The sequence below is a fragment of the Nocardia sp. NPDC060220 genome (assembly GCF_042727815.1).
Classification (GTDB): domain Bacteria; phylum Actinomycetota; class Actinomycetes; order Mycobacteriales; family Mycobacteriaceae; genus Nocardia.
Window position 1 is genome coordinate 1 of record NZ_JBHWZY010000041.1, and the last position, 16,374, is coordinate 16,374.

The 16,374-nt window shown below is 67.8% G+C and carries 13 protein-coding genes; 7 read left to right on the plus strand and 6 right to left on the minus strand.

Annotated elements, in window-relative coordinates; genetic code table 11:
- The 3 genes from ACFWF3_RS03680 to ACFWF3_RS03690 all read left to right on the plus strand — a co-directional run.
- A partial coding sequence (locus ACFWF3_RS03680; protein WP_379312307.1) for a 3-hydroxyacyl-CoA dehydrogenase NAD-binding domain-containing protein occupies nt 1-1,971 on the plus strand: 1,971 nt, incomplete at its 5' end.
- A 240-nt stretch (nt 1,972-2,211) separates the two neighbouring features.
- Nucleotides 2,212-3,243, plus strand: a complete 1,032-nt coding sequence (locus ACFWF3_RS03685) for an esterase-like activity of phytase family protein (RefSeq protein ID WP_379312308.1) — start codon at nt 2,212-2,214, stop codon at nt 3,241-3,243.
- Between the two features lie 152 nt (nt 3,244-3,395).
- Nucleotides 3,396-6,935, plus strand: coding sequence for a protein kinase (locus ACFWF3_RS03690; protein WP_379312309.1), 3,540 nt, complete (start codon nt 3,396-3,398; stop codon nt 6,933-6,935).
- A gap of 34 nt (nt 6,936-6,969) precedes the next feature.
- Here the strand turns inward: ACFWF3_RS03690 and ACFWF3_RS03695 are convergent, their stop codons facing one another.
- Entirely contained in the window at nt 6,970-8,286 is a 1,317-nt protein-coding gene (locus ACFWF3_RS03695; RefSeq protein ID WP_378994398.1) for a class I SAM-dependent methyltransferase, read from the minus strand.
- Nucleotides 8,283-9,725 (minus strand): FAD-binding oxidoreductase, encoded by a 1,443-nt coding sequence (locus ACFWF3_RS03700; RefSeq protein ID WP_379312312.1) that lies wholly within the window; start codon nt 9,723-9,725, stop codon nt 8,283-8,285. The genes ACFWF3_RS03695 and ACFWF3_RS03700 overlap by 4 nt, the downstream gene beginning before the upstream one ends.
- 178 nt (nt 9,726-9,903) lie before the next feature.
- Between ACFWF3_RS03700 and ACFWF3_RS03705 the strand changes: the two genes are divergently transcribed.
- Nucleotides 9,904-10,338, plus strand: coding sequence for an SRPBCC family protein (locus ACFWF3_RS03705; RefSeq protein WP_056822013.1), 435 nt, complete (start codon nt 9,904-9,906; stop codon nt 10,336-10,338).
- A gap of 14 nt (nt 10,339-10,352) precedes the next feature.
- Here ACFWF3_RS03705 and ACFWF3_RS03710 read toward each other — a convergent pair whose 3' ends face one another.
- From ACFWF3_RS03710 to ACFWF3_RS03720, 3 genes are read right to left on the minus strand one after another with little or no spacing between them, the layout of a single operon-like run.
- On the minus strand, nt 10,353-10,703 hold the full coding sequence (locus ACFWF3_RS03710; RefSeq protein WP_378994395.1) for a VOC family protein: 351 nt from the start codon (nt 10,701-10,703) through the stop codon (nt 10,353-10,355).
- Entirely contained in the window at nt 10,703-11,530 is an 828-nt protein-coding gene (locus ACFWF3_RS03715) for a MerR family transcriptional regulator (protein WP_379312310.1), read from the minus strand. Before ACFWF3_RS03715 ends, ACFWF3_RS03710 begins: the two co-directional genes overlap by 1 nt.
- Before the next feature lie 45 nt (nt 11,531-11,575).
- Nucleotides 11,576-12,151: a hypothetical protein gene (locus tag ACFWF3_RS03720; RefSeq protein WP_378994391.1), complete on the minus strand. Its 576-nt coding sequence runs from the start codon at nt 12,149-12,151 to the stop codon at nt 11,576-11,578.
- A gap of 300 nt (nt 12,152-12,451) precedes the next feature.
- On the opposite strand from ACFWF3_RS03720, the gene ACFWF3_RS03725 reads away from it, so the two are divergent.
- Complete coding sequence (locus tag ACFWF3_RS03725; RefSeq protein WP_378994502.1) at nt 12,452-12,769, plus strand: YbaB/EbfC family nucleoid-associated protein; 318 nt, start codon at nt 12,452-12,454, stop codon at nt 12,767-12,769.
- Entirely contained in the window at nt 12,769-13,377 is a 609-nt protein-coding gene (recR, locus tag ACFWF3_RS03730; protein WP_056822003.1) for a recombination mediator RecR, read from the plus strand. The genes ACFWF3_RS03725 and recR overlap by 1 nt, the downstream gene beginning before the upstream one ends.
- 47 nt (nt 13,378-13,424) lie before the next feature.
- On the opposite strand, the gene ACFWF3_RS03735 is transcribed toward recR, so the two are convergent.
- Nucleotides 13,425-14,066 (minus strand): hypothetical protein, encoded by a 642-nt coding sequence (locus ACFWF3_RS03735; RefSeq protein ID WP_378638622.1) that lies wholly within the window; start codon nt 14,064-14,066, stop codon nt 13,425-13,427.
- Nucleotides 14,067-14,214: 148 nt separating this feature from the next.
- On the opposite strand from ACFWF3_RS03735, the gene ACFWF3_RS03740 reads away from it, so the two are divergent.
- Nucleotides 14,215-16,374, plus strand: a 2,160-nt coding sequence (locus ACFWF3_RS03740) for a transglutaminase family protein (RefSeq protein WP_379312311.1), incomplete at its 3' end; no start/stop codon positions are given.

The following is a 16,374-nucleotide window of genomic DNA, read 5'->3' on the forward strand; positions in this document are numbered from 1 at the left end:
ACCTTCTTCGCCGGCGGCGACCTGAAGAACATGATGAAGGTCGGCCCGGACAACGCGGCCGAGGTCGTCAAGATGGTCACCGACGTGAAGGCCCCGCTGCGTCGCCTCGAGCAGCTCGGCAAGCCGGTCGTCGCCGCCATCAACGGCGCTGCCCTCGGTGGCGGCCTGGAGATCGCGCTGGCCACCCACTACCGCATCGCGGCCGACGTCAAGGGTTCGGCCATCGGCCTGCCCGAGGTCTCCCTGGGCCTGCTGCCCGGTGGCGGCGGCGTGACCCGCACCGTGCGCATGCTCGGCCTGCAGAACGCGCTGATGCAGGTGCTGCTGCAGGGTCAGCGTCACCGCGTGACCAAGGCCAAGGAAATCGGCCTGATCGACGAGGTCGTCGCCACGGTCGAGGAACTGATCCCCGCCGCCAAGGTGTGGATCGCGGCCAACCCCGAGGCCGCGCAGCCGTGGGACAAGAAGGGCTACCGGATCCCCGGCGGCACCCCGTCCACCCCGGCCTTCGCGGCGAACCTGCCCGCCTTCCCGGCCAACCTGCGCAAGCAGATCAAGGGCACCAACATGCCCGCCCCGCGCGCCATCATGGCCGCGGCGGTCGAGGGTGCGCAGGTCGACATCGACAACGCGCTGACCATCGAGGGCCGTTACTTCACGAGCCTGCTGACCGGTCCGGTCGCGAAGAACATGATCCAGGCGTTCTTCTTCGACCTCAACCACATCAACGGTGGCGGCTCGCGTCCGTCCGTCGAGGATGTGCCCAAGCGTGAGATCAAGAAGATCGGTGTCGTCGGCGCCGGCATGATGGGCGCGGGCATCGCCTACGTCTCCGCCAAGGCCGGCTACGACGTCGTCCTCAAGGACGTCGAGCTCGCCAACGCCGTCAAGGGCAAGGGCTACGCCGAGGCCATCGAGGCCAAGGCTCTCTCGCGTGGCAAGACCACCCAGGAGAAGTCCGACGCGCTGCTGGCTCGCATCACCCCGACCGCGGACGCCGCCGACTTCAAGGGCGTCGACTTCGTGATCGAGGCCGTGTTCGAGAACCCGGACCTCAAGAACAAGGTCTTCCAGGAGATCGAGGACATCGTCGACGCCGATGCCCTGCTCGGCTCGAACACCTCGACCCTGCCGATCACCCTGCTGGCCGACGGTGTGAAGCGCTCCGAGGACTTCATCGGTATCCACTTCTTCTCCCCCGTGGACAAGATGCCGCTGGTGGAGATCATCAAGGGCGAGAAGACCTCCGACGAGGCGCTGGCCCGCGTGTACGACTACACCCTCGCCATCAAGAAGACCCCGATCGTCGTCAACGACAGCCGTGGCTTCTTCACCTCGCGCGTGATCGGTACCTTCATCAACGAGGCCATCTCCATGGTCGCCGAGGGTGTCGACCCGGCCACCGTCGAGCAGGCCGGTCTGCAGGCGGGCTACCCGGCTGCGCCGCTGAAGCTCAGCGACGAGCTGAACTTCACCACCATGCAGAAGATCTACAAGGAGACCTCCGAGGCCATCCTCGCTGCCGGTGGTGAGCTCAACGCCGCGTCCGCGAAGACCGCCGAGGTCCTCAACACCCTGATCGACAAGTACGACCGCAAGGGCAAGCTGGGCGGCGCGGGCTTCTACGAGTACGTCGACGGCAAGGCCACCGGCCTGTGGGACGAGCTGCGCGAGATCTTCAGCTCGAGCCGTGAGCTCCCGGAGGGTGTCACCTTCCAGGACCTCAAGGACCGGATGATGTTCGCCGAGTCCATCGAGACCCAGAAGTGCTTCGACGAAGGCGTGCTCACCAGCACCGCCGACGCGAACATCGGCTCGATCTTCGGCATCGGCTTCCCGGCCTGGTCGGGTGGCTCGCACCAGTTCATCGTCGGCTACCCCGGTGGCCAGGAGGCCTTCGTGGCCCGCGCCGACGAGCTGGCCGCGAAGTTCGGCCCGCGTTTCGAGGTCCCGGCCTCGCTGCGCAAGTAAGTCGGTAGTTCCCGGTTTCGCACCGGGTCGGCGCCCGTCACCTCAACGAGGTGGCGGGCGTTCGCCGTTGTCGGGGCCAACCAGGAGTCCAGCTCGGACTTCGGCTGCGTCGAGGTGGTGGGGCGGCGACCGACAGTTCGGGTGGTGTTCACCTGGGGGTGTGGTGCGGTGGATAGCTTGTCGGTCATGGGACGTCGGGTGGCTGCAGCGGTTCTGGGAATTGTCGTCGCGGGGGGCGCGGTGCCAAACGCGGGGGCCGCGGTCGATGGCGTGCGGGTGCTGGGGGAACAGGTCGTGGGGCACGACGTCGAATTCGGGGAGACGGTGGTCGGCGGGCTGTCGGGCATCGACTATCGCGCCGACGCCGGTGAATTCGTCTTGATCAGCGATGACCGGTCGGAAAAGGGGCCCGCCAGGGTGTACACGGCTCGGATTCCAGTGGGGGAGACGGGTATCGGTCCCGTGAGCTTCACCGGCACGAAGCCGCTGCTGCGGGCGGACGGCGGCGTGTATCCGCCGAAATCGGTGGATCCCGAGGACATTCGGGTTGATCCGTGGACGGGGGACTACTTCTGGACACAGGAGGGCGAGCGGGTCGGTGAGGTGCTTGCCGATCCTTCGGTACGGGTGGCTCGCGCGGACGGCGGGTTCGTCGCGGAGCTGCCGATTCCGGAAAACGAGCGGATGCGCGCTGATTCGGGGCCACGGCAGAATCAGGCGCTCGAGGGGGCGACCTTCGCGGCCGGTGGGGCGTTGTTCGTGACCGCGATGGAGGGGCCGCTGCTCCAAGACGGTCCGGGCGCGACCACGACGGCGGGGGCCACGACGCGGATCACCGTCCAGGCCAGGTTCGGGCCGGTGCTCGCGCAGTACGCGTACCCGCTGGAGCCGGTGTTCGCCGAGTCGCGGCCGGAGGCCGGGCAGGCGAGCAACGGCGTGACCGCGATCCTCGCCGACGACAGCTTCGATCCGACCCGATTCCTGGTGGTCGAACGGGCTTTCGCCAAGGGGGTGGGGAATCGGGTGCGGATCTTCGAGATCGACACCACGGCCGCGAGTACTGTGCTCGACGCGCCGATCGCGGGTGCTCGCCCGGTGGCCAAGCGGCTCGTCGCCGACCTCGCCGATCTGGGGATCGAGGCCGTCGACAACATCGAGGGAATGACCTGGGGCCCGCGCCTGCCCTCGGGTGAGCGCACGTTGGTGCTGGTCGCGGACAACAACTTCGCGTCCGAACAGCGCACTCAGCTGATCGCGCTCGCGGTGCGCTGAACCGCGGGTTTCGGACAACCGTTGCCGCCACAGCGTCGAATCTCCACCCGATAGACGCCGGATCGCGCTAGCTTGGATATGTGCGGTGATGTCGGTGACCTCCCCGCATGCCGACCGAAACGCCGGTGACGCCGATGGTGAGAGGTGGTCACATGGATCCGGAGCAGACGCGTATGCGGCGCGGCCTGGCCGAGGCGGCGCCGGTGGGGCTCAATACGCAGCGGACGGTGGCGCCGGGAGTGCCCGACGAGGCCGTGATCGCGGAACTCGATGCCATGGGCCTCACGGGGGCCAAGGAGATCGGGCGCGGCGGATTCGGCGTGGTGTACCGCGCATTGCAGCCGGCGCTGGATCGCGTGGTCGCGGTGAAGGTGCTGTCCTCGGAGATCGATGTGGAGAGCCGGGAACGGTTCCTGCGCGAGGAACAGGCGATGGGCAGGCTGTCCGGACATCCGAATATCGTCGACATCCTGCAGGTCGACGTGACCGCGACCGGGCTGCCGCTGATCGTGATGCCCTACGCCTCGCGCGGTTCACTCGAACGCCTCATCCACGATCGTGGCCCGCTGACCTGGTCGGATACTCTGCGCGCCGGGGTGAAGCTGGCCGCGGCGATCGAATCGGCGCATCGGGCGGGCATCCTGCACCGGGATGTGAAACCGGCGAACGTGCTGATCAGTGGGTATGGCGAACCGCAACTCACCGATTTCGGCATCGCCCGCATCCCCGGCGGATTCCAGACGTCGAGCAGCTTGATCACCGGTTCGCCCGCGTTCACCGCGCCGGAATTGCTCAAGGGCACTGAACCGACCGTGCGGTCTGATGTCTACGGTCTCGGCGCGACCCTGTTCGCCCTGCTGACCGGCCATGCCGCGTTCGAACGCCAGGCGGGGGAGAAGGTGGTCGCGCAATTCCTGCGCATCACCACTCAGCATGTCCCCGACCTGCGTGCCCAGGACATCCCCGGCGACGTGGCGGAAGTGATCGAACGGGCCATGTCCCCCGAGCCCGCCGACCGCCCGGCCTCGGCCTACGAGTTCGGCGAACTGCTCCGCGAAGTGCAGCGCGCGCACGGCCAGATGCCCGACGAAATGGCATTGCTCGACTCCGAGGAGACCACCGACGACGCCCCGGAGGTCCTGAAGTCGGTCACCGGCCGCCGCAGCTGGCCGCTGACCCTGCAGGCCGCAGGTGCCTCGGTGCCCATGCCGGGTTCGACGACCGGCACGTTTCCGCCGACCGCCGCCACCAAATTCCGCCCACCCACGCCCGCGCGCGAACCCTTCCCGCGCCAGCGCCTGCTCGACGTGCTGCGTGCGGGCGGCGAGCGCCGACTCGCCCTGATCCACGCGCCCGCCGGTTTCGGCAAGAGCACCATCGCCACGCAGTGGCGCGCCGACCTGGCCACCCGCGACATTCCGGTGGCGTGGCTGGGCGTCGACCAGGACGACGACAGCGAGATCTGGTTCCTCGCCCACCTCATCGAGGCCATCCGCCGGGTGCGCCCCGATGTCGGCGCGGGTCTCGAGCAGGTGCTGGAGGAGCGGCCCGCCGACGCGGTCGCCTATGTGATCGCCACCCTGATCGACGAGATCCACGCGAGCGGGCGCCCGGTGGTCGTCGTGGTGGACGACTGGCACCGGGTGCGCGATCCCGGCGTGCAACGCGCGATGGCGACCCTGCTCGACAACGGCTGCCACCACGTGCGGTTCGTCATCACCAGCCGCGATCAGTCCGGCCTGCCGATCAGCAGGTTGCGGGTGCGCGACGAACTGGTGGAGCTGGACGCGGCCGCGCTGCGGCTCACCGAATCGGAGACCCGGCAGATCCTGGTGGAGCGCAACGGTTTCGCGCTCACCGACGAGCAGGTCGAACAGATCCACCTCGCGACCGACGGCTGGCCCGCCGCGATCCAGCTGGTGAGCCTCACATTGCGCGACAAGGCCGATCCGGCCCAGTTGCTCGCCTCGCTCGCCGAGGGCGGGCACGGGATGCGCGAGTATCTGGCCGAGAACGTGCTCGACGCGCTGGCGCCCGAGCAGCTGGAGTTCCTGATGGCGATCTCGGTGGTCGAGCGGGTGAACGGGTCGCTGGCCGGGGTGCTCGCCGATGTCTCCGATGGTGCGGCGATGCTGGAGCAGGCCGAGCAGCGTGAGCTCTTCCTGCATCGGATCCAGCACGATCCGGAGTGGTACCGCATGCAACCGCTGTTCGCCGAGCATCTGCGCGCCCGCCTCGACCGCGAACATCCCGGGCGCTCGAAAGCGCTGCACCGCAAGGCCGCACGCTGGTACGCCGAGCATCAACTGCTGCGCAAGTCGGTGGATCACGCGCTGGCCGCGACCGATCTCAAACTCGCCGCCGACCTGCTCGAGAGCGGGGGCATGGACCTGATCGACGGATCCCGGCTCGCCACCCTGCTCGGCACCGTCTCGAAACTACCTGTGCAGCAGGTGACCTCACGGTCGAAGCTGTTGATGGCGGTGGCCAGGGCGAATATGAACATGCAGCAGACGGGGACCGCCCGCAACGCGCTCGGCCGGCTCTCGAATCTGCTGGCCCGCAGCTCGCCCGGCGAACCGGAACTGACCGAACAGCGGTGTGTGGCAACGGTGCTGGACGCTGCCGACCGGGTAGCCCACGATGACATCGCCGAGGTAGCCGACAGTCTGGTACCCATTCTGGACGAACCCGGCGACCTGCCCGCCTGGACGGTGTCGACCGCCGCGAATCTGATGTCGTTCGTTCGGCTGTGCGAGTTCGACTTCAGCGCGGTGACCGAGCTCCAGGATTGGGCCGCCGACTATCACACCCAGTCGAAGGACCCACTCGGTCCGGTGTTCGGGCTGTGCGCGCTGGGCGACGCCGCCTACGAGCAACTCGACATCGCCTCTGCTACCACCTCTTTCGAGCAGGCATACGAGGCCGCGCGGACCAAGGCGGGGCCGCGCTCGGACGCCGCGCGGATCGCGGCGGCCCTGCTCGGCGAAGTGGCGTATCGCCGTGGCGATCTGGCGCTGGCCGATCGGCTCCTCGACGAGAGCCACGAGCTGGTTACCCGGGTCGGTCCCGTCGACTTCCTGATCGCCACTTTCGTGGTCGGTGCCAGGGTGAAGGCGGCGCTCGGCGATCAGTACACCGCCTCGGCCCGCCTCGACGAAGGCGCGCGAGTGGCCGCGGAGAACGGCTTGGCTCGCCTGGACGCGCATGTGCGGGCCGAGCGGGCCAGGCTCGGATTCCCCACCGGCGAAGACACCTTCGTCCCCGACAGCTCCGGTAACGGCGCACGGCGCAAGAAGGGCGCCGCCGCGCTGATCACCGAGGCGCGGGCCATCGCCGACATTCGGCGGCTACTGGCCGAACAGCGCCTGCGTGCCGATGATCGCGCGGCCCGCCATGCGCGGGTGATCTACGCGAAAACACTCGAACAGGGCCGTCCCCGGGCGGAATTGGACGCGACCTTGCTGCTCGCGGAGTGTCTCGCGTCGGCGGGATGGGTCGGGGAGGCGACCGGGCTGGTGCTTCCGGTCCTGCGCACCTGCGCCGAACTGGGCTGGACCAGACCGCTGCTGGACGCGGGGCCGGGGGTCGTGGGCCTGCTCCACGTGCTGCGCACGCAATCCCATGACGGGCAGGATCATCCGATCCTGCGCGCCCTGCCCGGTCACTTCCTCGACGAACTACTGGTCTGATCGCGGCCCGGTGGCCCGGGCCGCGATCAGCGACCTACGGCTGCCACCACGGGCGCAACGGGACGTCCCAGGCGCCGTTCGCGTCGAGCTTCACGCCGAGCACATGGTGCAGCTGGATCACGTTGCGCTGGAAGCCGAGTCGGCATCCCGCCATGTACAGGCCCCACACCTTCGCGGTGCCCTCGCCGACCTCGGCGACGGCCGCGTCCCAATTGGCGACCAGGTTCTTGCACCACTCGTGCAGCGTCAGCGCGTAGTGCTCGCGCAGATTCTCCTCGTGCAGCACCTCGAGGCCGACGTTCTGGATATCGGAGATGATGCGTCCGGAGCCGATCAGCTCCCCGTCGGGGAACACGTAGCGGTCGATGAAATCGCCCGCCTTGGTGGTGCGGGTGTTGTCGTGGCGGGTGATGCAGTGGTTGAGGAACAGGCCGCCCACCCGCAGCTTGTCCTTGATGTAGCCGAAGTAGAACGGGTAGTTGTGCACACCGATGTGCTCGGTGAGGCCGATCGAGGAGACCGCGTCGAATTCGCCCTCGGGGATGTCGCGGTAGTCGCTGTGCCGGACCTCGGCGAGCTCGCTGAGACCTTCCTCGGCGATCTTCTGCTGTGCCCAGGCGGCCTGTTCGGCCGACAGCGTCGCCCCGATCACCTTCACGCCACGGCGCGCCGCATAGCGGACCATGCCGCCCCAGCCACAGCCGATGTCGAGCAGCCGGTCGCCTTCCTTCAGGCGCAGCTTGTCGAAGATCAGCCGGTACTTGTTCTCCTGTGCCTGCTCGAGCGTCCAGTCCTCGTCGCCGTACACCGCGCAGGTGTAGGTCATCGACGGGCCGAGGACGTACTCGTAGAACTTGTTGGAGACGTCGTAGTGGTGGTGGATCGCCTCGGCATCGCGAGTCTTGGAGTGGCGCAGGCCCTCCAGTGCGATCCGGCGCCAGCGCGGCAGCGTTTCCTGCGGCGGGGGCGCGATCGGCTTGAGCCGCTCCCAGCCCAGCGAGCGCGCGATGGTGACCAGCGACAATGCCGAAGGACGATGGAACTTCATGTCCTGCATGGCCTTCAAGATGTCGTACGGGTCGCCGGGATGCACTCCCTCGGCGATCATGTCGCCGGCGATATAGGCCCGCGCCATGCCGAGGTCGCCGGGGGCGCCTGCCAAATAGTTGATGCCGCGTGGGGTCTTGATCTCGAGCGCGTAGGGCGCGTCCTCCGGGCCGGTCGCGCTGCCGTCGTAGGCGGTCAGGCGGACGGGGATTTCGCCGTCTACGAGGCTCTCGACGACCTCGGCGATGTTGAGCCGGGTGCCCAGCTCGGCCAATACCTCGGATCGGTCCTTGAATGTCGTCACTTGCGTTGCACCGCCTTCGAATACAGATTCAGCAGTCGTTGGTCCGGGTCGTAACGGGTCTTCAGTTCGGTGTAGGTGTCGCCGCCGTAGAGCTCGGCGAACTCGGCCTCGTCGTAGTAGGAGTCCGAGTAGAGCGACTTGTGTCCGTCGAACGCGGACACGATCTTCTCGATGGCGCGGTTGGCCGCCCCTTCCGGTTGACCTCGCTCTGTCGGCACCGCCGACCAGAATCCGACATTGACGTAGGTGCGCTGTGGCTCGAGCGGATACAGCGGCCACGGACGCGCACCGTCCGTCGCCGGCGCGTCGTCGAGCGCACGCAAGCGCAATGGGCACAACCAGATCGGCTCGATGGGTATTTCCCGCAGGAACCATTCGACGAAGTCGGCGGTGTGCTGGACCGGCACCTCGATATCCTGTACGACGCGTTCCTGCGGCGGGTTGCCCTTGCGGGCCTGCCTGCGGTCGTCGATGTGGTACTTGCGATCGAGCGCGACCAGTTTCCAGTAGAAACTGCTGCGGCGGCGCGACTTCGGCCAGAGCCTGCGGATCTTCGGGTTCTGCGCGCCGAACGCGCGCGAGCACCAGAACCAGTCGGTGTCCCAGCGCCACAGGTAATCGTGGATGGTCAGCCGGTCCCGGATCACGCCGTCGGGGTGCTGCAGGGAGCGGTAGAAGATGTCCATGCCGGTGTAGTCGCTGACCGGGCCGGGCTCGTCGGTCTGGCGACCCAGGGTCAGGTAGCTCTCGTTCGCGCTGAACACCACGCCGTCGATGTAGTCGACAGCTTCGTCCTGGAAGCGGCGTTCGACGACGATCCGATCGAGTTCGGCTTCCAGTTCGCGCAGGTCGTGGAATCGCACGTGGCGTAATTCCACGAACGGCAGGACGGGTTCGAGTTCGATCTTCAGCCGGACGGAGTATCCGAGAGTGCCGTAGGAGTTGGGGAAGCCGTGGAACAGGTCGGCGTGCTCGCCGGTCGGCGTCGCGGTGACGATCTCCCCGGCCCCGGTCAAAATGTCCATTTCCAGCACGGATTCGTGGGGTAGCCCGTTGCGGAACGAGGTGGATTCGATGCCGAGACCGGTCACCGCTCCGCCCAGGGTGATGGTCTTGAGCTGGGGCACCACCAGCGGCGCCAGCCCGTAGGGGAGGGTGGCCGCCACCAGGTCCTCATAGGTGGTCATGCCCGCGACGTCGGCCGTGCGGGCCTGCGGGTCTACCGCGATCACCTGCCCGAGGCCGGACACGTCGAGACCGGGCGCGGTGGGTGCCGCCCTGGCCCGGAACAAGTTCGATGTCTTCTTCGCCAGCCGGACGACGGCGCCGGGTGGGATGGCGCGATAGCTTTCCAGCAGTCGCTCCACTCCCGCTCGATGCGCGGCATATCCGGACTCGCGTGTGGCCGGTTCGTGACCAGCCCTACCCAAAAGACTCACTGCCACCCTTTGACGCTAGTACGACCGTGTCCGCCGGGCCACCGGATACTTGCGCGCCGCGACAAAATGTCACGCACATGTTCCCGCACCGCCCGAACCTGGTCGGGTGAAGCGGTCGGGGACAGGGCAGGATGTAACCCGGTCGAGATATCGCCACACCCCCAGCAAGGAGTCAACAGTGGGACAGGTCAGCGCCAGCAGTTCGATCGTCGTCGCCGCGGATCCGCAGCGCACGCTCGCCGCGATCGGCGACTACGAGACGATCCGGCCGCGCATTCTTTCCTCGCACTACCGCGACTACAAGGTTGTCGAGGGCGGCAACGGCGCGGGCACCGTGGTGGAGTGGACGCTGCAGGCCACCGAGAAGCGCTCACGCAACGTGCGCGCGACCGTGACGGTGGCCGATTCGGTTCTCACCGAGCGCGACGCCAACTCCACCATGGTCAACACCTGGACCGTCACCCCCGACGGCACCGGCTCGAAGGTCACCGTCGAGACCACCTGGAAGGGTGCGGGCGGCATCTCGGGCATCTTCGAGGGCATCTTCGCCCCGCTCGGCCTGAAGAAGATCCAGGCCGAGGTGCTGGGCAACCTCTCGCGCGAACTGGCCTGAGCTCAGTTCACGGGTCAGTCCTTGCCGATGTCGAAGAGGTTTCCTTCGGGGTCGGCGAGGGTGGTCCACTGGAGGCCGTACTCGTCGAAGTCGCCGATGTGCTTGCCGCCCAGGCTGACTGCGCGTTCGATGTAGTCGGCCCACTCGGCTGTGTGGAAATCCAGATGGACCACGTTCTTGCCAGGTGTCTTGTCGGGAACCTGGATGAACATCAGGATCGGGGCGAGACCGGCGGATCTGCCGACGGTGGCGAAGAACTGTGAGGCCTCCGGGTCGACGGGTACGTCGAGCAGTTGCGCGTAGAACTCGGCCTGGGCCGTGGCGTTGTGGCAGTCCATGGTGATGTTCGCCAGGGCGATGGTCATCAGATTTCTCCTTCGGTGATCGGCCAGCACACTTCGGTGCGGTAGTCGGCCGGGTTATCGGTGATGTCCGGTCCCACGAGGTAGCGCTCGCGGACCGGCTCGTCGGGCAGTGCGGCGCCGTGCTCGGCGACGTGGCTGCCGAGGGCGCCATAGGTGCGGTCGAAGTCTTCGAACGGGCCGTCGTGCACCGCCACGGCGAAGTGGCGGGCGGGAAAGTCGACGATGGCGAGGCCGCGGGTGGGGATGAACTCGGCCCCGGGCGGCAGCGGCACGTACGCGGTGACCTCGCCGTTGGCCTCGGTGAAGAACTCGGTCGAATACGTCGCGCCCGCAACGCCTCCCGGATCGACACCGGACTCCAGCAGGATCATGTACAGCTGCTCGAACGCCGTGCCGCACCAGTCGGCGATGTCGGTGCGCTCGACCTGTTCGGTGACCGTGAGCGCCGTGAACGCGGGCTCGATCCGGTAGTCGACCTCGATCGGCAGCAGGGGCGTGGTGAGCAGGGCGCGCAGCGAGACCACCACCTCACGGGTGCGTTGCAGCGCCGCCTCCATCCTGGTGAGGTGCGCCCGCAGGGTGGTGTCACGCTCGGCGGGATCCGTGGTGGCGAGCACGGTGCGGATCTCCGGGAGCGGCATGTCCAGGTCGCGCAGGCGGCGGATCAGATGCGCCCGCTCCACCTGGTCGGTGGAATAGCGGCGATAGCCGGTGCCCGCATCCACCGCGGCGGGCTCGAGTAGCTCGATCTCGTGGTAGTACCGCAGCGTCTTGACGCTCAGATGGGTGAGGCGGGCGAACTCGCCGATCGCCACGGTTGCTGTCATGAGGTCCAGGGAACACCCTCCAGCGGGTGGAGGGTCAAGTACCGATCAGGCAGGCGTCAGCACGAAGGCGGCGAGCAGCGGCCACGAGCCCTCGCGCCACCACGAATAGCCGAACCAGACGCCGGGGGTGACCTCGCGGATCTCGTCGTAGACCTGCGGGGTGGGTGACGGCGCGTAGTTCAGCGCCCAGGTGGGGGCGCCGTCGAGGATCGACGGTGCGCGATAGACATCGGCAGGGAATGCCTCGATCCCGGCCCCGGTGACCCGGTTGGTCAGTGTGCCGCCGTCGGGCCCGGTGCGGAACACCTTGCCGATCCACAGCGACTCGGCGGCCCCTCTGAACTGCTGCGGGCGTGTCACCCACCCGTTGGTGAGGCCCACCGGCACCGCGCCCGCCTGCGAGTCCCGGTAGATCTGGTCCTGCTGGGTGACACTGCACCGGAAACGCAACGAATCAACGGTCGCCGCTCGATTGCCGGAATCAAGAACGCAGCCGTTGCCGTAGTCGTTGATCCCGGTCCCGGAATCGGCCGATACGGCGGCGGGTGCGAGAAGAAGCAGGCTGGAGAACGATACGCCCAAGGCCATCATCGAAGCCAGGCGCGCACGGGACACATTCATCGGATCTCCTAGAGATTGCTGAATCATTGCCCTACCTAGGCTGATCGTATGCGCGAATCGTCTGCGGAACCATCGTTTCAGTGACCGTTTCCCACGACTAAACTGGCAACCGCACGCGGCCATGCCCCGCACCCGACGTATCCCACGGTTTTCGGCCGCCTCGCACCCGAGGGGCGAGACGGAAACGCCGAAGGCGCAGTATCGTCCCTGGGGTGCGAGGCCCCCAGGGCCGAAAACCCCGCGGCGCCAGCCGCCAAAAAACACAGGAGTGTTGTGCAACCCGGTGATGGTCAGTTCGATATGCAGGCACTGCTCGCCCAGGCTCAGCAGATGCAGCAGGCAGTGATGCAGGCGCAGGCCGAGCTCGCCGAGACCGAGGTGGCGGGTCAGGCCGGCGGCGGTCTGGTGCAGGCCAAAATCAAGGTCAGCGGCGAGGTGATCGCGCTGACGATCGACCCGAAGGTGGTCGATCCGGAGGATGTCGACGGACTGCAGGACCTGGTGATCGGTGCGATCAACGACGCGATGGCCAATGCGCAGCAGCTCGCGGCCGAGCGCCTCGGCCCGCTCTCGCAGGGTCTCGGCGGCGGCTCGATGCCCGGTCTGCCCGACTTCTGATGTATGAGGGGCCGGTTCAGGATCTGATCGACGAGCTGGGCAAACTGCCCGGCGTCGGTCCGAAGAGCGCACAGCGCATCGCTTTTCATCTGCTGCAGGTGGAGCCGCCGGATATCGACAGGCTGCAAGCCGCTTTGCAGAAGGTGCGCGACGGCGTCCAGTTCTGTGTGTCGTGCGGCACCGTCGCCGATGGTGAGCTGTGCCGGATCTGTGCCGACCCACGCCGCGACCGCACGATGATCTGTGTGGTCGAGGAACCCAAGGATGTGCAGGCGATCGAGCGCACCCGCGAGTTCCGTGGTCGCTACCACGTGCTCGGTGGTGCGCTCGATCCGCTCAGCGGCGTCGGGCCGGATCAGCTGCGGATCAGAGAACTGCTCACCCGCATCGGCAATCAGGAGGACGGCATCGATGTGAGCGAGGTGATCATCGCGACCGACCCGAATACCGAGGGCGAGGCGACGGCCACCTATCTCGTGCGGATGCTGCGCGATTTCCCCGGGCTCACCGTCACCCGGTTGGCCTCCGGGCTGCCGATGGGCGGCGACCTGGAATTCGCCGACGAATTGACCCTCGGACGGGCACTGTCCGGCAGGCGGACGCTGTAGGACGGATCGCGGCCCGGTGGTCGCCGCTGGTCACGTCCGTCCCGGGATCAGAGCTCGACGCGGGTCCAGGCGACGCCGTCGGTGGTGGCGGGCTTGCCGTTGGCCCACTCCCAGATGATGCGGGCGACCTGCGCCGGGTCGTCGAGGGTCGTGCCGAAATGCCGGTCGGGGCCGCCGTCGCGATATTCGAGGGTGTAGGGCCCGTTCGGGTCGCGATAGGTCTGGATGTAGCGCTGTTCGCCCTGCTCGACGATGAGATACGGGTTGGGCGCGGCGAGCCCGGCCACCCAGTGATGGGCCAATTCCTCGGTGAGATAGGGGAATTCGCCCGCGCCGCCGTGCGTGACGTTGATCGGGATGTGGCCTGCCGGGTCGATGAGCCAGGTCAGCTGCGGATCGTAGACGGCGTAGCCGCGCGGGGTAGCCAGGTCGAAGAGCAGATTGCGGACGAAGCCGATGGCGTCGTACGGCGAGGGGATGTAGAGCGTGTCGCCACTGGGACCGCCGACGGATTCGACGCTGAGGAACGAGTCGTCCACCGGCAGTTCGGCGTTGCGCGCGTTCAGTTCGGCCGCGATCTCGGCGATCGATGCGGACTCGGTCACGCCTTCCTGGGCGGCCAGGTACGCGTCGATCTCGTCGACAGAGCTGGCGACGCCGGACGGCAGGAGGATGTGGTCGTAGCTCACCCGGCCAGCCTACGGGGAGCGGAGTCGGCGGTAATCGATGTGGTCCCTGCCCCGCGCTATTACCAGCGTGTTTCGAAAGGGGGGCCGGTCGGGAAACTCAGGTTTCGTCGACCCGCGCGGTGTCGGGGGTGTGTGGTCCACTTGGTGGATGGGCATCAAGGTGTCACTCGAGCACCGCACGGCATACTCCTTCGATCGTCTCGTCGAGGTGCATCCGCATGAAGTGCGGTTGCGCCCCGCGCCGCACTCGCGGACGCCGATCGAGGCGTATTCGCTCGAGGTGTCGCCGGCCGAGCACTTCGTCAACTGGCAGCAAGACGCGTTCGGCAATTTCGTTGCGCGCCTGGTGTTTCCGAATCCGACCAAGGAGTTGTCGATCACCGTGGGGTTGATCGCCGACCTCGAGGTGGTCAACCCGTTCGACTTCTTCATCGAGGATTACGCGGAGTTCTTCCCGTTCGAGTACGACACCGCACTCGCCGAGGATCTCGCGCCCTATCTGCGGCGCGTCGACGAGGCGGAGCCGGGCAGCGGTCCCGGCGAGTTGTTGCGGGAGTGGGCGCGGGTCCACCGGCCGCAGGGCCGGACCCGTGCCATCGACTACCTCGTGGAACTCAACTACGCGCTGCGCAATTCGGTCGACTACACCGTGCGCATGGAGGCGGGTGTGCAGACACCCGATCACACCTTGCGCACCGCGCTCGGGTCCTGCCGCGACTCGGCCTGGCTGCTGGTCGGCGTGCTGCGTGAGCTGGGGCTGGCCGCCCGCTTCGTCTCCGGCTACCTGGTCCAGCTCACCTCCGACGTGCCCTCGCTGGACGGCCCGTCGGGCCCGACCGCCGACTTCACCGACCTGCACGCCTGGACCGAGGTGTATCTGCCCGGCGCGGGCTGGGTCGGCATGGATCCCACCTCCGGACTGTTCGCGGGCGAGGGCCACATCCCACTCGCGGCCACCCCGCATCCCGGCGCCGCCGCCCCGATCACCGGGGCGACCGGGATCACCGAGGCCACCCTCGACTTCAGCAATGTGGTTCGGCGTATCCACGAGGATCCGCGAGTCACGCTGCCCTATACCGATTCCCAGTGGGACCGCATCGTCGCCTCCGGTGCCGCGATCGACGCGCGGATGGCCGCGGCCGATGTGGGCCTCACCATGGGCGGCGAGCCCACGTTCGTCTCCATCGACGACCAGATGAGCGCCCAGTGGACCACCGACGCCGACGGCAGACACAAACGTGAGCGCGCCGTCGACCTGGCCGACAGGCTCCGCGCGATCTACGCGCCGACCGGCATCGTGCAGTATCGCCAGGGCAAGTGGTATCCCGGAGAACCGTTGCCCCGCTGGGAGATCGCGATCGCGTGGCGGCCCGATGGCGAGCCGGTCTGGCAGCGTCAGGACCTGCTCACCGACCCGTGGACACCGATTTCGCAGCACACGCCGGTGAAGCCGGTCGCCGAGACCGGCGGGCACTCGAACGGCTACGCCCCGGCCGGTGCCGAGGTCGCGACCGCTGTTGTCGCGCTGGGTCTGGCGGACGAGTCCGGCGTGAACGCGGCCGATGACGTGCCGGGGCCGGTCGACGCGGTGTCGGTGCTCGATGCGCAGCTACCCCCCGTGGGCCCGGTCGACATGGTCGCGGTCTTCGATGCGCGCCGTCGGGTCGGCGGCGACGAACTCGCCGCCGCCGTCGTCGCGCTGGGGCTCGCCGACGATGACGATGTCCGGCGCGACAGCGAGCCGGTCGGTATCGACGTGGTCGACGAGGCCGATCTCGCGGAAGCCGCGGAACCTGCTCTCGAGGCCGTGGACTTGGAGGTGGTGGAGTTCGACGACGGACCGGCGCTGATCGACGAGCCTGTCGAGTTCGTCGCCGCCGAGCACCGCCGGGCCGCGGAGAGTCAGCAGGCCAGCGCTGAAGCCGGCGGTTCCGTTCGCCCCGCGAAGAGGGCCGAGGAGCCGAAGAGGGCCGAGGAGCCGAAGAGGGCCGCGGAGCCGACGAAGGCCGCGGAGCCGACGAAGGAAGCTGCGGAGTCGGTCAAGGCGGCCGAGAAGGCCGAGGACCCACTGCGAAAAGTGTTGCGGAAGAGCAAACTTCGCGGGAGGAAGGACAAGGCGAGTGCGCCGCAGTCGGCCTACCCACCCATCCAGCTCGCCCGTTCGCAGCCGATCAACTCGGCTGCCGGGGTGATCCCCGACCGGGCGCCCGCTGCCGATATCGGCGCGGCCAAGGCGCTGATCGCTGAGATCGCGGGCACCCTGGGGTTGCCCGATGGACAGGTGCGGCCCGCGTTCGAGGATCCGCTG

What these genes read in the sequence shown, in the direction of transcription:
- ACFWF3_RS03715 (WP_379312310.1), bottom strand. Translation starts at nt 11,530, where the DNA reads ATGACAGCAACCGTGGCGATCGGCGAGTTCGCCCGCCTCACCCATCTG.
- ACFWF3_RS03725 (WP_378994502.1), top strand. Translation starts at nt 12,452, where the DNA reads ATGCAGGCACTGCTCGCCCAGGCTCAGCAGATGCAGCAGGCAGTGATG.
- recR (WP_056822003.1), top strand. Translation starts at nt 12,769, where the DNA reads ATGTATGAGGGGCCGGTTCAGGATCTGATCGACGAGCTGGGCAAACTG.
- ACFWF3_RS03720 (WP_378994391.1), bottom strand. Translation starts at nt 12,151, where the DNA reads ATGAATGTGTCCCGTGCGCGCCTGGCTTCGATGATGGCCTTGGGCGTA.
- ACFWF3_RS03710 (WP_378994395.1), bottom strand. Translation starts at nt 10,703, where the DNA reads ATGACCATCGCCCTGGCGAACATCACCATGGACTGCCACAACGCCACG.
- ACFWF3_RS03690 (WP_379312309.1), top strand. Translation starts at nt 3,396, where the DNA reads ATGGATCCGGAGCAGACGCGTATGCGGCGCGGCCTGGCCGAGGCGGCG.